Origin of the sequence: Bradyrhizobium lablabi, assembly GCF_900141755.1 — a bacterium.
Taxonomy (GTDB): Bacteria; Pseudomonadota; Alphaproteobacteria; order Rhizobiales; family Xanthobacteraceae; genus Bradyrhizobium; species Bradyrhizobium lablabi_A.
In genome coordinates this window covers 6,372,178-6,391,950 of sequence record NZ_LT670844.1, presented here as the reverse complement: position 1 = coordinate 6,391,950, position 19,773 = coordinate 6,372,178, and the positions used below count along the sequence as shown (strand labels likewise).

At 61.5% G+C, this 19,773-nt stretch carries 15 protein-coding genes; 8 read left to right on the top strand and 7 right to left on the bottom strand.

Translation table 11 applies throughout. The features are described 5' to 3' along the window. The first annotated feature begins 108 nt into the window (after positions 1 to 108). Positions 109 to 1,014 (top strand): glucose-1-phosphate thymidylyltransferase RfbA, encoded by a 906-nt coding sequence (gene rfbA / locus B5526_RS29525; RefSeq protein ID WP_079543289.1) that lies wholly within the window; start codon positions 109 to 111, stop codon positions 1,012 to 1,014. 11 nt (positions 1,015 to 1,025) lie between these two features. Further along, positions 1,026 to 2,057: a methyltransferase domain-containing protein gene (locus B5526_RS29520; RefSeq protein WP_154071522.1), complete on the top strand. Its 1,032-nt coding sequence runs from the start codon at positions 1,026 to 1,028 to the stop codon at positions 2,055 to 2,057. Between the two features lie 42 nt (positions 2,058 to 2,099). On the opposite strand, the gene B5526_RS29515 is transcribed toward B5526_RS29520, so the two are convergent. Next, complete coding sequence (locus B5526_RS29515; protein ID WP_154071521.1) at positions 2,100 to 3,620, bottom strand: hypothetical protein; 1,521 nt, start codon at positions 3,618 to 3,620, stop codon at positions 2,100 to 2,102. 322 nt (positions 3,621 to 3,942) lie between these two features. Between B5526_RS29515 and B5526_RS38540 the strand changes: the two genes are divergently transcribed. The 6 genes from B5526_RS38540 (at position 3,943) to B5526_RS29480 (ending at position 11,149) form a co-directional block, all read left to right on the top strand. Beyond that, positions 3,943 to 5,217: a hypothetical protein gene (locus B5526_RS38540; RefSeq protein ID WP_172842138.1), complete on the top strand. Its 1,275-nt coding sequence runs from the start codon at positions 3,943 to 3,945 to the stop codon at positions 5,215 to 5,217. Positions 5,218 to 5,236: 19 nt separating this feature from the next. Beyond that, complete coding sequence (locus B5526_RS29500; protein WP_172842137.1) at positions 5,237 to 6,682, top strand: MaoC/PaaZ C-terminal domain-containing protein; 1,446 nt, start codon at positions 5,237 to 5,239, stop codon at positions 6,680 to 6,682. A gap of 48 nt (positions 6,683 to 6,730) precedes the next feature. Beyond that, a complete protein-coding gene (locus tag B5526_RS29495; protein ID WP_079543283.1) occupies positions 6,731 to 7,639 on the top strand; it encodes an AAC(3) family N-acetyltransferase in 909 nt (302 codons plus the stop codon). A gap of 8 nt (positions 7,640 to 7,647) precedes the next feature. Beyond that, positions 7,648 to 7,905 (top strand): acyl carrier protein, encoded by a 258-nt coding sequence (locus B5526_RS29490; protein WP_172842136.1) that lies wholly within the window; start codon positions 7,648 to 7,650, stop codon positions 7,903 to 7,905. A gap of 80 nt (positions 7,906 to 7,985) precedes the next feature. Then, the gene (locus B5526_RS29485; RefSeq protein WP_172842135.1) at positions 7,986 to 9,854 is read left to right on the top strand and encodes an HAD-IIIC family phosphatase; all 1,869 of its coding nucleotides are present in this window, start codon (positions 7,986 to 7,988) and stop codon (positions 9,852 to 9,854) included. Between the two features lie 101 nt (positions 9,855 to 9,955). Beyond that, positions 9,956 to 11,149, top strand: a complete 1,194-nt coding sequence (locus B5526_RS29480) for a CaiB/BaiF CoA transferase family protein (RefSeq protein WP_079543280.1) — start codon at positions 9,956 to 9,958, stop codon at positions 11,147 to 11,149. A 96-nt stretch (positions 11,150 to 11,245) separates the two neighbouring features. On the opposite strand, the gene B5526_RS29475 is transcribed toward B5526_RS29480, so the two are convergent. From B5526_RS29475 to B5526_RS29450, 6 genes are all read right to left on the bottom strand, one after another. Continuing rightward, entirely contained in the window at positions 11,246 to 12,127 is an 882-nt protein-coding gene (locus tag B5526_RS29475) for an outer membrane protein (RefSeq protein ID WP_244562093.1), read from the bottom strand. A gap of 323 nt (positions 12,128 to 12,450) precedes the next feature. After that, positions 12,451 to 13,416, bottom strand: coding sequence for a tripartite tricarboxylate transporter substrate binding protein (locus B5526_RS29470; RefSeq protein ID WP_433994602.1), 966 nt, complete (start codon positions 13,414 to 13,416; stop codon positions 12,451 to 12,453). A gap of 128 nt (positions 13,417 to 13,544) precedes the next feature. Continuing rightward, complete coding sequence (locus B5526_RS29465; RefSeq protein WP_244562092.1) at positions 13,545 to 16,055, bottom strand: hypothetical protein; 2,511 nt, start codon at positions 16,053 to 16,055, stop codon at positions 13,545 to 13,547. Between the two features lie 207 nt (positions 16,056 to 16,262). Continuing rightward, positions 16,263 to 17,060 (bottom strand): enoyl-CoA hydratase/isomerase family protein, encoded by a 798-nt coding sequence (locus tag B5526_RS29460; protein WP_079543278.1) that lies wholly within the window; start codon positions 17,058 to 17,060, stop codon positions 16,263 to 16,265. A 35-nt stretch (positions 17,061 to 17,095) separates the two neighbouring features. Beyond that, positions 17,096 to 18,301 (bottom strand): pyridoxal-phosphate-dependent aminotransferase family protein, encoded by a 1,206-nt coding sequence (locus tag B5526_RS29455; protein WP_079543277.1) that lies wholly within the window; start codon positions 18,299 to 18,301, stop codon positions 17,096 to 17,098. 135 nt (positions 18,302 to 18,436) lie between these two features. Further along, positions 18,437 to 19,717, bottom strand: coding sequence for an MFS transporter (locus B5526_RS29450; RefSeq protein ID WP_079543276.1), 1,281 nt, complete (start codon positions 19,715 to 19,717; stop codon positions 18,437 to 18,439). Positions 19,718 to 19,773 lie beyond the last annotated feature (56 nt).

Below are 19,773 nucleotides of genomic sequence, written 5' to 3'. Positions count from 1 at the left end.
ATGCGGCCGACAAGGTGGCAACTCGCGGCGAAAGCATTTTGAGTTGCGCAATCGCGCATGTTAACGAGGCCGCTCCAACATTCGTCGGGCCAAAGAGAGCCGCAGCTAATGGATCGCAAGGGAATAATTCTGGCGGGAGGCCGGGGAACGCGGCTCTATCCGCTGACGCTTGCGACATCGAAGCAGTTGCTGCCGATCTATGACAAGCCCCTGATTTATTACTCGCTGACGACGCTGATGCTGGCCGGCATCCGCGAGCTCCTCATCATCACGACGCCGGAAGAGATCGAGCAATTCAAGCGCCTGCTCGGCGACGGCAGGCAATGGGGGATCGCGCTGTCCTATGCGATCCAAGACCATCCGGGCGGTATTGCGCAAGCTTTCCTGATCGGCCGGGAGTTCCTTGCCGGCAAGCCGTCGGCGCTGATCCTCGGCGACAACATCTTCTATGGCGACAATCTGCGCGCATTGTTGCGCGCTTCCGCACAGCAATCGCGCGGTGCAACCGTATTTGCATGCTGGGTCGACGATCCCGAACGTTACGGCGTGATTGAGTTCGACGCCTCCCATCGGCCGTTACGCATCGTCGAGAAACCGAAAGCGCCGAAGTCGAATTACGCCGTCACCGGTCTTTATTTTTACGACGCGCGCGTGGTCGATGTCGCGCGCGAGTTGAAGCCGTCGGCGCGGGGCGAACTCGAAATCACCGATCTGAACCAATGGTACCTCGAGCGTGGCGAGCTTCATGCCGAGCGGTTTGGCCGCGGATACGCATGGCTCGATGCGGGCACCCATGAATCCCTGTTGGAAGCCTCGCAGTTCATCCACATTGTCGAGAAGCGCCAAGGCCTGAAAATCGCCTGTCCCGAGGAGGTCGCGTTCGCCCAGAACTTCATCGATGCCGAACAGCTTCTGCGGCTGGCTGAGCCCATGAAAGCGACCGGTTATGGACAATATCTCATCCGGCAAGCCAATCTCGGGGTAACGGCTTCTGACAGCGAAGTGCCGCGCTGAGGGTGGCGGAGATGAATATTTCCGGCCTCATATGCCCCGTTACCAAGCGACCGCTAACGACGCTTGCCGCCGATCATCTGACGACGGCCGATGGCAGCATCAGCTATCCGGTAAAAGACAAAATCCCGATCCTGCTCGGACCGGAGGCGGTCACGGAGCAATTGCCGTGGCCACGCAATGTCCGCTCGCCCCAGTATGACGAAGCCTATAGCGAGATGGAATTCTATAACAAGGCCGGCTACGCACACGCCAAGGAAATTCGCGACCAGGGCACCCTCGACAACAGCGATTCCGCGGGCCTTCGCCATCTGGGTTCGATCGGCAAGCTTTCGGAAGCGGAACGAGGACCATTCCCGGAATCCAGCACGTGGTTCTCCGAGACGATCGATATCGCGGCCGAGCGCGACTGCTATGGCCACATCGGGCCGGTCAAGGGGAAGCGCGTCATCCAGATCGGCGGCAAGGGCATCGTCGCCGTCCTGCTATTGATGGCAGGCGCTTCGGAAGCGATGCTGCTGACGCCGATGCACGGCGAGGCATGCGTCGCCATGGAGCTGGCCGCGCTGTTCGGCTTCAAGGACCGGCTGCGCTGCCTCGTCGGCATCGCGGAAGAAATCCCGATCGAAGATCGCCACGTGGATGTTTGCTATGTCGGCGGCTGCGTCCACCATATGCGCACCGAGGTCGCGTTTCTGGAGATGGCGAGAATTCTGACCCCGGGCGGCAAGTTCGCCGCGATCGAACCCTGGCGCGCGCCGGGCTATACGCTGGGAACCAAGATCTTCGGCAAGCGCGAGCCGAATGCCTTCTGTTCACCACTCGACAAGGCCCGCGTATCCCCGATTTACAAGGCTTTCGCGGACGCCAGATATGTTCAGCATGGATCGCTGACGCGTTATCCCGCCATCGTGGCGCAAAAGGCTGGCCTCGTGCTGTCGGTTCCGCAGGCTGCCTGGGTTGCGGATGTCGATGACGCCATATGCAACTGCATTCCCTTTGCCAGAAAGCTCGGCAGCGGCGTCGCGTTGCTTGCAACGAAATAAGCTTGCAACGAAATAAGCTCGCGACGAAATAGCAGCCGCTGTCTAACGCGGGATCGCTTCCACTAGCTTGTCACGAAGCGGCTTTTTCGCCAACGGGCTCGCCAGCAGAGCGGCCGCGACCAGCCAAAGCGTGCATTCGATGAGAAAATGCATCACGCCGCTGCCGGGCAGGAAATGTCTGATCACCTCACCAATAGCCGCTCCGCCCGCGACGATCGTCACCATCACCGCCGCGAGAAACACCGTGTGCCGTATCGGGTGCTTTAGAGTTTCACCCACGATGATCGTGAACAAAACCCCAAATTGGGCAATCAGGTCGCTCGATACCAACGCGATTGCCGCTCCCAACGGGCCGAGACGAGGGATCAAGACCAGCGACAAAATCAGAAATATTGCCAGCTGCAGGGACTTGGTCCACAGCAAGAGGGTGCCGCGGTTGCTGTAATTTGCGTAGCTGAGCGCCAGAATAGCCGGCGCTCCGACACACATGCCCAGAAGCAACGTGGTCGCGAGCGTCGCATCGAAGGGAATGGAACCGTGAGTCCAGATCGCGAAGAAATCCGACCAGAACACCAGCGCGCCGGATGTGGTCGCGCTCGCGAATAACATCAGCACGACCGATCCCCTGGCATAGAGACGCTGCAGGCTGTCGCGGGCGCCCACCGCGTGATCGTGTCCGAGCTCAGCCGCCAGCGGCAGCGCCATCTGATAGCAAAGCCCCTTCAGCAGGCCGACGATGGTGCGGGTCAATCCCCACTGCGCGATGGCAATACGGTCGGAAACAAAAACGCCAATCAGTAGAACGGAAATATAGGTGAGCCCTGCCTCGGCAAAATTCATGACGGCAAACGGGAAGGCGCCAACGAATTGGGCGGCGCTCCAGCGCCACGAGATCCGTTGACGAAAATCTCCGATGAAGGGAAATTGCCGCCGCACGTCCACGAACAGGACGTATAGCGCCGTCGCGATTTGTCCTGCCGCATAGGCAATGACGACGACCAACAGACTGCCGGTTGCGATGACGCCGATGATTTGGGCCAGTTGGCCGAACGCCATCCCCCACGCCTGCACCGTCACTATTCGCCCATAGAGTCCACGCGCGCGATATAGCGCGCCCGCCAAATTCATCGGCAGCGTGAAAACCGTGCCCAGCGTCATGATGGCGAACGGCAGGTCAAAGCCCTGTTCGGCCCGGAATCCAAGCACGCGCGCCGGCGAAACCAGTCCGAAAATCACAAGCAGCAGCAATGCAAACAGCGTCGTAAACCAGACGAAAAGCTGAAACACGGCGCCGTAATAGCGGCTGGTCCGGCGATCGCAATCGGCGCGCGACTTGAACGCAAGAAAACGGTTCAGCGACCAGGCATGCAAGCCGCCGTCAGCCGCAAGAACCAGACTTCCCGCGGCAAAGATTGTCAGCCACGCCGATAGGGTATCGCTTGACCAATATTTGAGGAAAAGCGGAATCAGCACGATTTGCTGCGTAAGCGCAAGCAGCACTTGGACAACGTTGGCCGACCAGCCGCCAAAAATGCGGCGTGCGCGGCTTGAAGAGGGCGTCACGCGTCCTCGCAGCGCGGGGCTCGGAACGACATCGCACTTTGCATCTGCGGCGCAGGGGACGCGTCCCGGTGAGATGCGGCTGCCAAAGAGCGCTTACTGGACATATTTCCTCTTGGTCGATAATCAGGACAAAGCCTTATTGTGCCGCGGGGGATCAGACAAGAGGCCCTCGATTTTGGCACCGGAATTTCATAGAGTTCAGGGATTGCCAGCCACGGCACATCTTAACCATCAAAGGGAACGTTCGGCGAAATTGTTTGCGCGCACGGCCTCATGCGACGTGACCCCGCGAGACCGTCCGGTCCGGCTCGCCGGAGATGCTATGCGCAAAGCGCCGGTCACGACGATCCTCGACCCGATCGAAATATCGGCCGTCCTCCTGGAATGCGCCGCGCAGCGCTGCCTCATCTTCAGTTTCGATCTCATGATCGTCGGCTCCGAGCTTCAGGACGCAATTCTCGCCAAACTTCAACGGATGGGATTTGAGCCCGACGAAGTAATGCTGTTGGCATCGCATACCCACACGGCGCCGGCGACCGATCAGGCTTGCGAGCGTCTCGGGATACCCGACACCGCCTTCGTGGGCGACCTCGCTGCGGCCGCCGAAAATCTTGTGCGCCAAATTCAGCAGCGACAACCGGCGGAAGTCAGCTTTGAGGTTTTTCGGGGCAGGCTCGATCATTCCGTCAGCCGCCGCCGTTTTTGGCCATTCCCGACCTACGGGCGAATGTATGGATTGAGGTTTACGAGCATCGCGTTCGCACCGAACCCGTCAGCTCCCAGGGACGAGCAGGCGACCGTCGCCCTGCTGAGGGCATCGAATGGCAAAGTCGTCGGCCTGATTTGGCATTACACCTGCCATCCGACGGCCGCCGTGCCGCAGGATGTCATCAGCGCCGACTACCCCGGCGCGGTACGCCGCGCGCTGCGCGCGCGCTTTGGCGAAATCCCATGCGTCTTCGCGCAAGGGTTTTGCGGTGATACCCGGCCGAACATCAAAACTTCCGCACGCCGCAACGGTTGGCGCGAGCGTTTTCGCCGAATGATCCGCCTCATCATGTCGGGCCCGTTGTTTGTGCCTCCGTCCGCGGATGATTGGACACGCTGGAGCCAGAGTCTGGCCGAAGGCGTCTGCGCCATCGCGCAAGGCAAGCCCGTCCAAAGGTTTTCGCCCGCAAGCCTTCAAACCGGGTCCGCCCGAATTGCTCTCAGCGAGTTCTTTACAGGCTCCACTCCCGACAAGATGCTGGCCGCCCAGGCCGTCAGGATCGGCGAGGACCTCGAAATCGTGTCGCTGTCCGCGGAACCAAGCGTCGAATGGCAGCGCACGCTCGACGAAGCGGTCCCGGTCGCGCCGGGGCGGATTCGGCTTTATGCGGGATATCTGGGAGCGCTGTTCGGATACCTTCCGACCGCGGCACAGATTCCGCAAGGCGGCTATGAGGTGGAGGGATTTCAACCGCTGTTTGGGTTATCAGGCCACTTCAAACCCGATCGTATCAGCCCCGCGATTGCCGGGTGCGTACGAGATGCGTTTGCGGATCTGGAGCGCGCAAAACTGCGTACGACCGACCCGCTGCCTTTGCCGGCACAATGACGAGCATGCAGGACACTCGATGACCGACGAACAGCTTGCGAGCCGGATTTTCAACCTGGACGATCAGATCGCCTTTGCCCGGCTCTCGTCCGACTGGAATCCGATGCATCTGGACCAGGCTTTCGCACGGCGCACCCAGGTCGGAGCGCCGGTCGTGCACGGCATCCACAATCTCGCCTGGGCGAGCGATGCCGTGCTGCGTTGCTATCTCCTCAGGGTTGCCAACATCCGCGCCAGATTTCTGCAGCCGCTATATCTCGACGAACGGGTGTCCATCAGAATCCAGGATCGGACAGACCGGCAGATCGAATTTGAGATCGTCGCAGCGAACACGGTGATTGCGCTCGTCAAGCTATCGTCAAAGCCCGGAAAATTTGCAGCCGAAAGCGTGCAGCCGGGAGAATCAGCGCCCGCCCGTCTTTCGGAGCCTGCCGATCTCCGGTTTGAGCAACTCACGGGTCGGACCGGCGCGGTTGCGATCGGCGATGGCGATGCCCGATCCTCATTTCCCGCGCTGACGGAATCCATCGGCCTGCCCGCCGTCGAAGCGCTGCTCGCGACTTCTTACATTGTGGGCATGGCGTGCCCCGGACTTCACTCGCTGTTTGCCGGTCTCGATGTGAATTGCGCGCCGGCAGACGGTGCGAAAGGCGCCCTCGCCTACGCGGTAACGAAGGTCGATGCCCGATTTAGATCGCTGCAGATCAATGTTTCCGGCGCCGGCCTCGCGGGCCGGCTGGATGCGTTCGCGCGCCCGGCGCCGCCGTCTCAGCCCGGCATGGCCGAAATATCCAGGCGTGTCGCCGGCCGCCCGTTTGCCGCACAACGATCGCTCATTGTCGGCGGCTCCCGCGGCCTCGGCGAGGTCACGGCGAAGATCGTCGCCGCCGGCGGCGGATATCCCCTCATCACCTACATGGAAAGCAAGGACGCGGCTGAGCGGGTCGCAGCCGATATTCGCGGCGCCGGAGCGCAATGCGAAATCCTGCGTTACGATGCGCTGTCGCCGGCCGCCGAGCAACTGCAGAAACTGGGCGTCGTCGATTGCTGCTATTATTTCGCGACCCCAAAAATATTCCAGCGCAAGTCGGCTTTATACGAGCCGGAGAAGCTGCGCGCATTCCTGCGCGTCTATGCCGACGGTTTCTCCGATCTCTGCATCGCGCTCGCTGAAAACCGCAACCGAAAGCTCGCGATGTTCTATCCCTCCACGGTTGCCATCGACGAGCCGACCAGCTCGACCGCGGAATATGCAATGGCGAAGATGGCCGGCGAAGTCCTGGCGCAGCACCTCAACGAATTCATGTCCGGTATTCACGTGATCCACCGCCGCCTGCCCCGAATCCTGACGGATCAAACCGCAACCGTCGGCGTTGCCAGCGCTGAGCGCGCGTTGGACGTGATGCTCCCTATTGTATATGAGGTGCAGCAAATGGCGCGGCCCGATCAGGCCTTGCGCGGCTGACGATCACCGGCCCGAACCATATCCTGAAGAAACATATGCGCATCCAACATGTATCGCGCCTTCCGCACCACCGTTAAACGCCTTGCCCAGAAGCTTACGGGACAGAGCGACGTGCGCGGCTTCGTGCGCCAGCAAAAGCTCTGGCTTTCGAAACGAATCTACCGTCGCCCGGTTTCCATCGCGGAGCTGCGGCAAAGGCTGATCGATTTGGGGGTGACGCCCGGCAGAACGCTCTGGGTCCAGTCGTCGTGGAACGAATTCTACAACGTTCCCTTGCGGCCCTCTGAAATGATCGACCTGCTGCGCGACTTGCTTGGCCCTGGTGGCACGCTCGCGATGCCGGCATTTCCGATCGACCAGAATCCCGACAAGCTTTTCCTCGTCGACAGGGCACCTGTCTATACAGGCCTGCTGTGCGAAGTCTTTCGCCGCTATCCCGATGTGCGCAGAAGCATCCATCTCTCCTCCTCGGTATGCGCGCTCGGCCCCAATGCGGATTTTCTGATCAGGGATCACCATCACACAATCATGCCCTGGGGCAAGGACAGCCCGTTCTGCCGGCTCGCCGAATTGGACGCGCGGATGCTCGGCATCGGCGCCGGATTTGAGTTCATGACCGCCCTGCACGCCGCGGAATGCCTGCTGTTCGACGAAGTGCCATTTTTCCGCGGCGTATTCGACGGCACCATCCGATATCGCTGGCAGCGGGCCAACGGGGAGACCGGCGAGCACGAATATCGGCGACGGATTGGCGATATCAGGCCAAAGCGGCTGCGCCGCCATTTCGGCCCGGATATCTGCGCCAATGCCAGGCTGTCGAATTTGAGGATACTGGCGGCCGATGCTAAACCGTTCATCGAGCGTGCCGTTACCCTTGGTCGCAGGGGCATTACGATGTATATCCAGCCGGTTCCGAAACCGGAGCTTTTTGTCCCTTCGAAGCAATCGACGAATTGATGGTGCACGTGTCCGAAAACCTTTCTGCATCCGACGTCATCCTGGCCAGACTCCAGGATGTTTTCCGCGCTGAGCTTGATGACGAGGATCTGGTGATCGCGCCGGATACGAGCCAGAAAAATCTCAAGGCCTGGGACAGCCTCGCGCATATCCGGCTGGTCAGCGGCATCGAGAGCGAGTTCGATATTCAATTCAGCCTCGCGGAGATCGAACAGACGAGTTCGGTACGGCAGTTCGTTCAGTTGGTCGAGGAACGCTCGCGGTGAGTGAATCCCCGGTGTCGATGAACCCATCGGCAAAGTTACCCCTGTCGGCGCTGCCCTGGCTTCCGCGACCTCCGGGAAAGATGCGAGAGCGCCTCGCATCGCTGCCCGCCGAGCCGCTGGCGGCGCTGATGTCCTTGCAGGCGCTGGCGCAGGCGGCCTGGGGTGAGGCCGATCTTCGCCTGCTCGGCCGCAAGGTCTCAAGTATCCTGAAATCGGCGCCGGCGAATTTCGCGGCCGAGGCCCGCAAGCAGGGGTTGGTGCGGATCCGGATCTTGCTGCTGTCGGCCAGCACCGCCTCACATCTTTCCGACGCGCTGATCGGGACCGCGATGCGGTTCAAATTCCTGCTCGAGGTCACGATCGCCGAATATGAAGAGCCCGAGCCTTGGCTCGAGCGAAACCGAAGCGAGCTGAAGGAAAATCCTCCCGACTTCGTGCTGGTGGCTTCGGACAGCCGCATGCTCAAGCTCACTTCCCCGCTCGACGATCAGGCAGCGGCAACGCAGATGGTCGAAGCCGCCATCGCCCGGATTTCGCGGGTTGCCGAAGTGGCTGCTGCTGCGACCGGCCGTCCGGTTATTTTACAGACGCTCGCGGGCGATCCCGATGCGATCCAGTTCAACATGGACCTTGGCCTGCCCGGCAGCCCGAGGTCTCTCGCCGACGAATTCAACCGGCGCCTGGTGCAGCGCGCGCTCGGGGAGTCCCGGCTCGTGCTCGATGTCGGCGCGCTGGCGAGCCTGGTGGGACATTCCGCATGGTCGGCGGGACGATATTGGTATGCGGCGAAGTATCCCTTTGCGACCAGCATGATCCCGCTCTACGCCGACAACGTCATGCGCATCCTTGCGGCGCAGATGGGAAGATCGCGCCGCGTGCTGGTTCTCGATCTCGACAACACGATATGGGGCGGCATCGTCGGCGATGACGGCATCGAGGGTCTTGCGCTGGGCAGCGGCAGTCCGCTCGGCGAGGCCCATGCGGCGCTGCAGCGGATGGCGCTGTCGTTGAAGGAGCGCGGGATCATCCTGTGCGTCTCCTCGAAGAACGACGAGGCCATCGCGCTCGATGCGTTCCGCAACCATCCCGAGATGATCCTGAAGGAAGACGACATCGTCGCCTTCCGCGTCAATTGGGAAGACAAGGCGGCCAACATCAAGACGATCGCCGATGCGATCGACCTCGGGCTGGATTCCTTCGTGTTCCTCGACGACAACCCCGCCGAGCGAAAGCGCGTTCGCGACGCGCTGCCGGCGGTCGCGGTTCCGGAATTGCCGGAAGATCCTAGTGACTGGCTCAGCGTATTTCAGGCCGCCGGATATTTCGAGCAGGCCTCGTTCTCGAAAGAAGACCAGCTCCGCGCCGGTTTCTACAAAGCCAACGCTTTGCGTGCCGCCCAATTGGAGCGGATCGGCGATCACGACGAATATCTGCGCTCGCTCGGCATGACGCTGTCGATCGCGCCGTTCGACAGCGCCGGCCACAAGCGGATTGCCCAGCTGATCTCGAAATCCAACCAGTTCAATCTGACCACCCGCCGCTACAGCGAAGCCGAGATCGCGGCGATGCCGTCGAACCCCGAAATTTTCACGCTGCAGGCGCGTCTTGAGGATATTTTCGGCGACAACGGAATGATCTCGGCCGTCATCTGCCGCCAAAGCGGCCGAAGCTGGGAAGTAGATACCTGGATCATGTCGTGCCGCGTTCTCGGCAGGCGGGTGGAGGAAACCATCCTGCAATATCTGGTCGAGCAGGCCCGCATGAGGGGAATGACCGAGATCACCGGCCGCTATATTCCGACCGCCAAGAACGGCCTGGTGCGCGATCATTTCGAAAGGCTTGGTTTCGTCCAGACCGGTTCGAAGGACGGGGAAACCAACTGGCAGCTGACGATTGCGAGCTATGGCGAGAAGAATTTGCCGTTGAAAGTGGCCCTGCCGCGCGCGTGAATACCGATACATCGCCGCAAAGATCGGGCTAGGGATTTACCGGAAGCGCATTCTGGTTCAGGATTCCGCTCGCAGCACATCTTGTCCGGAGTCCCCCCAAAATGCCCTTTCCACGCGCCTCGCAGGCCCTGTCCCGCTTCACCGTGCTTGATCTCACCCGGGTCCGTTCCGGGCCGACCTGCGTGCGGCAGCTCGCCGACTGGGGCGCCAATGTCATCAAGATCGATGCCCTGCTCGAGGACGCCGCCGGCGAGCAGCCGGGCGGGCCGCGTGATGGCTCCGACTTTCAGAATTTGCACCGCAACAAACGCGCCATGACGCTCAACCTGAAAGACCCGAGGGGTCTTGAGGTGTTCCAGCGGCTTGCGAAAAAGGCCGACGTGGTGGTCGAGAACTTCCGTCCCGACGTCAAGGCAAAGCTCGGCATCGACTATGAGAGCGTGCGCAAGCTCAATCCGCGTATCGTCTATGGCAGCATTTCCGGCTTCGGCCAGGACGGCCCCTATCACAAGCGCCCTGGCTTTGATCAGATCGCGCAAGGCATGGGCGGCCTGATGTCGATTACCGGCGCCCCCGGCGAGGGCCCGATGCGGGTTGGCATTCCCGTCGCCGACTTAACCGCCGGACTGTTCTGCGCCATCGGCATCCTCACCGCGCTGTTGGAGCGCGACGTCTCGGGCGAAGGCCAGTGGGTGCAGACCTCGCTGTTGCAGGCGCAAATCTTCATGCTGGATTTCCAGGCCGCCCGCTGGCTGATGGACAAGGATGTCGCCAAGCAGGCCGGCAACAACCATCCGACCAGCATCCCGACCGGCGTATTCAAGACCTCCGACGGCTATATCAACATCGCCACGACCGGCGGCCGCATCTGGGAGCGCTGCGCCCAGGCGATCGGCGCGCCCGAGCTTGTGAGCCATCCCGATTACATGACGGCGCCGGCGCGCTCCAAGAACCGCGACGCGCTCAATGCCGAGATCAGCAAGCTCACCGAGAAGAAATCGACCGAGACCTGGGTCAGGGAGCTCAACGCCGCCGGCGTGCCCTGCGGCCCGATCTATTCGATCGACCAGATGTTCGAGGACGCCCAGGTCCGACATCTCGGCATCGCCCAGGACGTTCCCCATGAAGGGGATCGCCATATCCGCCTGGTCGGCCAGCCGGTCACGCTGTCACGCACCCCAAGCAAGATGGCGGCACGGCCGCCGGAGTTCGGCGAGCAGACCGACGAGGTGCTCGGCGAGTTCGGATTTACGGCAAATGAGATCGCGGGCTTGAAGCAAGCCAAAGTGGTGTGACAAGGCGCGGCTTCGTACGCGCTCGTGAAAATTGGCGATCAGCAAACGAAAGCCCGGCACAAGGCCGGGCTCAGGTTCGCTTGAATTTGAAGGAACTCAGTACTTCGCGACCACCGGACCGCTGAAGCGGTAGTTCACACCGACCCGCAGGATGTTGTCGGTGAAACGGGTGTTGAAGACCCCCAACGTGCTCGTGGTCGTGACGGTGTTGAAGCCGACACTGGGCGTGTTGAGCGCGTTCACGATGCCGGTGGTCGCCACCGCGCCGCTGCCGACGTTTCCGAGGTCCATGTAGAGATATTCGAGCTTGACCGACCAGTGTTGGTCGATCGCCGCCTCGACACCGGCGCCCACGGTCCAGCCGGCGCGCGTCGATCCCCAGCTCAGCGGGATCAGCGGTGCATTGGCGCTCAAATGGCCGTAAGCCAAGCCGCCGGTCGCATAGAGCAGGACGCGCTCGGTTGGAAGGAAGCCGACGCGGCCGCGCGCGGTACCGAACCAGTCGAGCTTGTAATTCGCGGTGAGGATGCTTGTACCGAGGGGACATCCGGCAACCGTGCAGACGTCACCGGTGCCGCGCTCGTCGCTGCCCTGAATGTCACCTTCGAGGCCGAACAGCCAGGTTCCGCGCTGCCAGTTGTAGCCGGCCTGTCCGCCGCCGATGAAGCCATTGACGTTGGCTCGACCGGTCAGGGGCAGCGTGGCGAGAGGGGTGACCACCGGGAAGCCCGCCAGCAGGGTCGGGCCTGCCGTCCGGAACACGCTGACGCTCGATGTCCCGGTCAGGTTGCCGTCGGTCTTCTCACGACCCCAGCTATAGCCGGCGTTGCCGCCGATATAGAACCCGGTCCAATCGTAGATGACCACGGGGATGACCGGCGCCTTGGTGTATGGGCGTGGCGCAAGATCAGCGGCGAACGCGCTGGTCCCGAGCAGTGAAACCACAGCAGCCATTCCAATCGAAATTCGCTTCATCATGGGGTCCTCGCAATCAATTATTCATATTGGATATTGGAAACGTCCGGAAACATACGGAACCCGACGATCAGAGTCTGTTACGCCAAAGCCACAACCTGACTTATTCGCAGCGCAACCCCTGCGTGATGTCGATCACATCCAGACCAAGCTGTTAATTCGATGACCGATATCGTCGGAAGCACGGGTTACGGGTCCGCGGCACGCTGCCGCAGCCGGCGCGCTAACCGGAAGCCGCGAACGAGTACTCCACGACACCTGGGCTATTCCGACCGTAGGTGGAATAGCGGGTGCCCGATTTTCGGGGCATGACAGGCAGCGCGCATCTACCTCGCAACGAGTCCCGCCTGGTTCATCAGCGAGGTATTGAGCGCGTCATCCTCTTCGAGGAATTGCACCATGTCCTTGCCGGTGAGGAAGATCGGCTTCAGCGCCTGCTTTTCCATGTAGTCCATGTATTCCGCCGTCTGCGTCACCTTCTGGAACAGATCGACATAGAACGCCTGCTGCTCCGGGGTGACCTTGCCGGGCAGGAACATCGCGCGCAGCACCAGATACTGGACGTCGAGGCCCTCTTCCTTGCAGGTCGGGATGTCGTGCCACGACTGCGTCTCGGTCACCTTGGTCGTATACGCCATGCGCTCCTTGTCGAACACGCAAAGCGCCCGTACCTGCCCGGCGCGCCAGACTTCGAGATTTTCGCTGGGGTTGTTGACGTTGGATTTGGTGTGATTGGCGACCAGCTGCGTCGCCGCCTCGCCGCCGGACTTGTAGGGCAGATAGGAGAATTTCGCGCCGGTCTTCTGCTCCATGAACACGGTCAAGACGTTATCCTGGCGCCTCGATCCGGTGCCGCCCATCTTGAACGGCGAACTGGCGGCCTTGGCGGCGGCAATGAATTCCTTCACGGTCTTCGGACCCTCGGCATTGTCCCACAACACAAACTGATCGAGCGCGACCACCGACACCGGCGTCAGCTCGCGCCAGTTGAAGGGAATTTTCGCCGACAGCGGGAGCATGTAGATCAGCGAATTGGCGATCAGCACCTTGTTGGGATTGCCTTCGCTGGATTTCATGTACATCAACGCTTCAGCGCCGGACGCATCGCCCTTGAGCGACACCATTATCGGCTGCTTGATCAGATTGTTCTTCTGGATCGCGGCCTGCATCATCCGCGCCATCTGGTCGGAGGCGCCGCCGGCGCCGGCCGCAACCACGATTTCAACGGGTGTTGTGGGTTCCCAGCCGGCGATGGCCGGCGCGCTCGCCAGCGCGGCCGTGAGCACAGCCACGGCTCTCGTGATGCTTCGCACGTGTCTCCCGCCGCACTTTATTCAGCCCAGCCGCGCTGGCCTGTGATTATTAGCGTCATCATGCAGGTTGGCGACTGGGAGTTCAAGCGGGTCGCAGCGCCAGCAGGCTACTTGACCGCCTCGTCGCTGCGCGCGGGCTTGGTTGATCCGGGCGATTTGCCGCTGTTGATATCGGCCATCCATTCGAGTTGCGTCGCTTGGATCAACGGCGCGGCGACTTCATCCAGCGGCATCGCCGCCGGCGCGCCCATGCGGCTCGCCTGGCGGCTCACGACGATCATCAATACGCAGACGATATAGAAGCCCGCGCCCAGCGCATACGTCCTGGCGATGCCGAATTCTATCGACAAGGCCATGCCCAGCACCGACGCAAACATCGACGTAATCCCGTTGGCGCTCCAGAAAAACGGAAGCAGTTCCGAGTGCCGGCGCCAGGTGCTTAAGCCAAGCGGGAACATCATCCCCATGCAAAAAGCCGGGGGTGCCAGGAGCAGTATGGACAACAGAATGCGCATGTCGGTGGTTTCCGATCGCGCCCATGTGGTGAGTAAGGGAGTGAGTAGCCCCGCCGCCACGAGCGTCGTCAGAAGCGCGACAACCCTGGCGATGACCGCGCCCGTTCGCGGCGAATTCGCGCCGACCGTGGTGCTGCCGATCCCGCTAAAGAGCAGAACGGTGAACAGTACCACGCCCAGCCCATAGACGGGATGACCAAGGAACACCATCAGCCGCTGCATCTGCGATATCTCGATCAGCATGAAGCCCATGCCGATCGCGCAGAAATAAGCCACCGGCGGCGTCAGCACCGACAACGGCATCCGCCTTGCCAGACGGACAAAGGGACCGATGATGTAGTACACGCAGGCGCAAAGCGCGATCATGATCAGCACCAGGGTCATGCTGATCGCCGCGTTGTTGTTCGAGAGGGTAGACAACGGTTTGGCGACAAGATCGCCGAAACGCGCCGTGTAGAAGAAGAATGGATTATCGTCGGTCGAGGGGCTGATATTCTCCGGCAAAGACGCGAAGAAAGCCGCGTCCGCCTTGCCGGACATCAACGTCGAGGTGACCGTGTCGAAGCTGACATCCGGTCCCAGGAGGATCTTGAAGCCCTGGGCCTGAAGTCTCGCGCGCGCATCCTGCCATTGGGCCTTGGTGAAAGCGTCAGGGCGGGTAATCACCGTTACGATTTGGCCGACGTTGAGCGCGATCACATGGTCCGGCAACTCGGCGGCGGGCACGCCGTTGCGCTGCAGGGCACTCGCTGCGATCGCCACGAGCCGATAGAATTCGCCGCGGTGACCGTTCGGATCGTACCAGCGCGATACCGACAACAGTCCGCCCGGCTTCAGCGCCCGGTAAAAGTCACCCCACGCCTCCACGGTATAAAGGCGGTTTTCCGTAAGCGTCAGCCCGCCGGCGGCCGTCGCGGCCCAGGTGTCGATCAACGAAATCTGGACGAGGTCGTATCGATCGGATGAATGGTTGATATAGCTGCGGGCTTCGGCATTGACCAACGACACGCCGGGTTGGCGGTCGAGATGGCCGGAGTAATCGCCGAACCGATCGGTGAGAGCTTCGAAGATCGCGGGATTGATCTCGATCCCGCGGATGTTCTTGGCGCCGAAAAACAACCCGGAAAGAATGTCGCGACCACCGCCGACGCCTACGACAGCAACGTCGGCCGGCGGTTGCACCAGATAGGCGGCATTGATGACGTCGTCCTTCAGGTAGGAGAGCTTGCCGAGATCGCCTTCGTGCCGGGTAATGACGGTTGCCGCATCGGCGTCGATATCGAGGTAGTTCTGGTCTATTTTTGTCTCCGGCGCGCGGGCGAAGCCCCAACCGAACGGAGCGCCCTCGCCGAGAGCCGTGACCCTCACCCGCGAGTACGTATTCCAGCGCTCGAACAGCGTTCCAAGCTGCTGCTCCCCCTTGGCCCAGAAGACGCCGAGATGGCCTTTACCGGAAACATAAAGGCCGACATGCGCGACGGTTGCCGCGGCCAGCGTAAGCGCAACGGCGCCGCTCAGGCGCAGGCTGCGGGCGTCGCCGCTGCCCCGCACGACCGTCCAACCTGCCCCGGCGGCGAGGGCTCCGATCCCCAGTGTGGCGCTTACGGGGTCGATGACGAGCAAGACGAAGATGATCCCGAGACATCCAAGCGCAGCACCTGCAAGGTCGGACGCATAGAGCCATCCGCCGCCATATGGCAGGCGGGTCAACAACAGCGTTATGCAAACGCCGCTTTCGGTAAACGGCCTTACGAAGCCAATGGCCGCGATCGCGAGCGCCGTCAGCACGTATTTTTCAGGGATCACGAGCGGCACGCACAGGAAAGCAATCATGGTACCGGCGCCCGTGATCGCGAACCACGATGCGTGGTGTGCGAATTCCACGCCGACCCGTTCCGGAGCGTAGCGGTCCGGATTGTCGTAGACCGCCATCGCGCCGCGGGTAAGTCCGAGCATCGCAAGCGAAATGGCCGCAAACGCAAAATGATAATACAGCATGACGCTGAAGAAACGTGTGATCAGTATCTGGTAGGACAGCGTGGCGGACGCCAATACAAAAATTGCGAAGTAATGGCGGCCTAGAATTTTCGGGAATGCTTGCAAGACACTGTCCTCAACGAAGCTTTAACCAAGCCGCGCGGTGCAGCCGTTGCCGTGGACGTTGAATGAAACTTCCTAATAACCCGTGAGTAATCCCCGCTCGGACGCGCCATTAAGCGTCGTCGGCGCACGCGCGCGCCGACGCCGCTTTTCCGGGGCGTTCTGACGCGACCGCGACCAACCCTTGACTTAGGTCTTTAACGGGCTCGGTTATTTGCCCTTGAAGTTCGGCGTGCGCTTGTTGAGGAACGCGTCCATGCCCTCGCGGAAATCCTCGCTCATATAGGCACGCAGGATCAGATCCTCGCCCTCTTCGCGCGACAAGGTCCGCCGGATCCGGCGCACCGCCTCTTTTGTCACCTCGAGCGTGATCGGCGCATGGCTGGCGAGGAGTTTTGCGGTCTCATCGGCGCGCTGCTGCAGTGTTGCCACGTCAGGCACCACTTCGTTGAGCAGGCCGAGCGCGAGCGCCTCGGGCGCCTCGACCAGCCGGGCCTTGAAGATCAGATCCTTGGTCCGCGCCGGGCCGATCAGCGACACCAGCCGGGAGATATTGGACATCGACAGGCAATTGCCGAGGGTGCGCGCGATCGGAAAGCCGATCCGGGTCGTTTCGGTTCCGATCCTGATGTCGCAGCAGGCGGCGATCCCCGCGCCGCCGCCGGTGCAGGCGCCGGCAATCGCGGCGATCGTCGGCACCCGGACCTGCTCGAGCGTGCCCAGCACGCGATCGATCCGCGCCTCGTAGTCGAGCGAATCCTGCGCGGTCTTGAAGGCGCGGAATTGCGAGATGTCGGTGCCCGAGGCGAACGCCTTGTCGCCGGTGCCGGTCAGAATCATCGCCTTGATCGAGCGGTCGGCGTTGACGGCCTCGCAGATCTCGGCCATCTGCTCGTACATCGCAAAGGTCAGCGCGTTGCGCGCCTGTGGGCGGTTGAAGGTAAGGCGCGCGATGCCGTCCTCGACGACATAGAGAAGGTCTTCCGTCGCAGTCATAGGGGCGTTCATGGCACGCTCTTTCTGTTGATGTGCGGCATCATGCGCTATGCAACCGCAGACTTTGATTTCGGCATCGACACCACGTCGCGGCCTTTCAGAACTTCCATCGCGGCCAGCACGCCGCCGCCGCGATGCGGCACCTGAGCGAGATCGAGCCCCATCTCGACGCCCGACAGCGTTCCCATCAGCATCAGATCGTTGAAATGCCCGATATGGCCGATCCGGAATGCCTTGCCCTTGATCTTGTTGAGACCCGTGCCGAGCGACATATCGAAATTGTCCAGCACCACTTTACGGAAATTATCCGCGTCATGGCCTTCCGGCATGCGCACGCCGGTCAGCGCCGGCGAATGCGCATGCGGGTCCTGGCATTGGGTTTCCAATCCCCAGACCTTCACCGCCGCGCGCGTCGCAGCACTGTGGCGCTTGTGCCGCGCAAAGACATTGTCGAGGCCCTCTTCCTCGAGCATCGCGATGGCCTCTCGCAGTCCATACAGAAGATTGATCGCCGGCGTGTAGGGAAAGGTGCCGAGCTTGTTGAAAGCGATGACTTCCTGCCAGTCCCAATAGGACCGCATCGACGGGCTCGCCTTTGCAACCGCGAGCGCCTTTTCCGACACCGCGTTGAAGCCGAGACCCGGCGGCAGCATCAGCCCCTTCTGCGAACCGGCAACGGAGACGTCGACGCCCCAGGAATCGTGCTCATATTCCATCGAGCCGAGGCCCGAGATGGTATCGACCATCAACAGCGCCGGATGTTTGGTGCGGTCCATCGCTTTGCGGACTTCGAGCGGCGAGGTGACGCAGCCGGTCGAGGTCTCGTTGTGCACGACCATCACCGCCTTGATCTTGTGCTGGCGATCGGCCGCAAGCTTCGCCTCGATCGCTTCCACATCGGCGCCGCGGCGCCAGTCGCCCGGCACAAAATCGACGTCGAGCTTGAATTTATCGGCGATGCCGTGCCACAGCACGGCGAACTGACCGGTTTCCGCCATCAGCACCTTGTCGCCGGGCAACAGCGTATTGACGATCGCGGCTTCCCACGCCCCGGTCCCTGACGACGGAAAAATGATCACCGGCCGGGTGGTGCGGAACATGCGCTGCATCGCCGCCATCACCGCAAAACCAAGCTCGGCGAATTCGGCGCCGCGATGATCCAGGCCGGGCATGTCCATCGCCCGCAGCACCCGGTCGGGAATGTTGGTCGGTCCTGGAATCTGAAGAAAATGCCTTCCAGTGTGCAGGGTCATGTCGCGTCCTTCCCGGCGGGGATTCTTGCAGCTGCGGCGCCCGGATAACACTTTTTGTCAGGCTTGTCCCGCTGCCCGAAACGAGCCCGGGACTACTCCCCCGGACCCGCCGTCGGCCGCTCGATCGTAACCCGCTTATCGCACCGCAACCGGCTCGGCGACCCAAGGGCTGCCGACGTCCTCGAACGGCTCTTCGGGATGCATCAGGAATGCCGAAAAGCCCCCCAGCAGCAGTAACCCCATCGACATCAGGAACGGCAGGTACCAATTGCCAGTCACATCGATGACGTAACCGGCCACCAGCGGCGAAACAATCGCGGCCAGCGCAGAGCCGCTATTCATCAGGCCCGCGGCGGTGCCGGAATATTTTGGCGCAATGTCCATCGGCACTGACCAGATCGGGCCAATGACGAGTTCGGCAAAGAAAAACCCGCCCGACAGGCACAGGGCGACGACGGTAATATCGTGAATGAACAGAATCGGAAAAAGCGACAGCAGGGCGCCGGCGAACCCGAGAATCACGACACTCAACCGCGCAAGACGAACATTGCCTGTCTTCTTGAGGATGCGATCGGACAGGATCCCTCCCAGGCTGTCGCCGATGACGCCGGCAAAGAAAACTCCGGAGGCAAACAGCGCCGAATTCTTGATGTCCAAACTGTAGTTGTTCTTGAAGAACAGCGGCAGCCAGTTCAGGTACAGCCACAAACTCCAGCCGTAGCAAAAATAGGTGAGTGTCACCGGCCACATCCGGCGCAGCAGCGGTCCCCATGGCACCTTCGGCTTCAGATTGGACGGTCGCGGCGGAAGCGTTGCCAGTTCGGCCTCGGTGATGGCGGGATGATCCTTGGGCTCGTTGCGGAAATACCATACCCAGATCATGCCCCAGATGAGGCTCACCAGCCCGAGCGCGACGAAAGAGCCGCGCCAGGTGAACCAATACATCAGCGCGGCGATCAATGGCGGCGTGATCGCGTTGCCCAGCCGCGCGAAGGCGTGGGTCAGCCCTTGCGCGAAACCGCGTCCGGCCGCGGGAGTCCAGTATTGCATGGCCCGTGTCGCGGTCGGGAAAGTCGCGCCCTCGCCGAAGCCGAGTGCGACGCGGGCAATGAACAGCGTCACCAGCCCGTGCACGAAGCCGGTCATGATGGTGGCGGCGGCCCAGATCATGCCGCACCAAAACAGCGTTCGGCGCGGCCCAAAGCGGTCACCGACCCAACCGCCGATGACCTGGAACAGCAAATAAGGATAGGCGAAGGCGGAGAACACCAGGCCAAGCTGGGTGTTGCTGAGGCCCAATTCCTTCTGGATTTCGCTAGCCGCCGTGCCGATGTTGACCCGATCGACATAGGTGATGAAGTACATCACGCACAGCATCGCCAGCACGACATGGGTGGCCTTGAAACGAAGCCGCATTTACATCCTCCCCGGCAGTCTGCTTATGATGCGGATCTGCTTGTTGTTGGTATCGA

Excerpts from the sequence above, each read along its gene's own strand:
- B5526_RS29485 (WP_172842135.1), top strand. The coding sequence starts at position 7,986 with ATGCGAGAGCGCCTCGCATCGCTGCCCGCCGAGCCGCTGGCGGCGCTG.
- B5526_RS29450 (WP_079543276.1), bottom strand. The coding sequence starts at position 19,717 with ATGCGGCTTCGTTTCAAGGCCACCCATGTCGTGCTGGCGATGCTGTGC.
- rfbA (WP_079543289.1), top strand. The coding sequence starts at position 109 with ATGGATCGCAAGGGAATAATTCTGGCGGGAGGCCGGGGAACGCGGCTC.
- B5526_RS29460 (WP_079543278.1), bottom strand. The coding sequence starts at position 17,060 with ATGAACGCCCCTATGACTGCGACGGAAGACCTTCTCTATGTCGTCGAG.
- B5526_RS29475 (WP_244562093.1), bottom strand. The coding sequence starts at position 12,127 with ATGATGAAGCGAATTTCGATTGGAATGGCTGCTGTGGTTTCACTGCTC.
- B5526_RS29480 (WP_079543280.1), top strand. The coding sequence starts at position 9,956 with ATGCCCTTTCCACGCGCCTCGCAGGCCCTGTCCCGCTTCACCGTGCTT.
- B5526_RS29495 (WP_079543283.1), top strand. The coding sequence starts at position 6,731 with ATGTATCGCGCCTTCCGCACCACCGTTAAACGCCTTGCCCAGAAGCTT.
- B5526_RS29455 (WP_079543277.1), bottom strand. The coding sequence starts at position 18,301 with ATGACCCTGCACACTGGAAGGCATTTTCTTCAGATTCCAGGACCGACC.
- B5526_RS29500 (WP_172842137.1), top strand. The coding sequence starts at position 5,237 with ATGACCGACGAACAGCTTGCGAGCCGGATTTTCAACCTGGACGATCAG.
- B5526_RS38540 (WP_172842138.1), top strand. The coding sequence starts at position 3,943 with ATGCGCAAAGCGCCGGTCACGACGATCCTCGACCCGATCGAAATATCG.
- B5526_RS29520 (WP_154071522.1), top strand. The coding sequence starts at position 1,026 with ATGAATATTTCCGGCCTCATATGCCCCGTTACCAAGCGACCGCTAACG.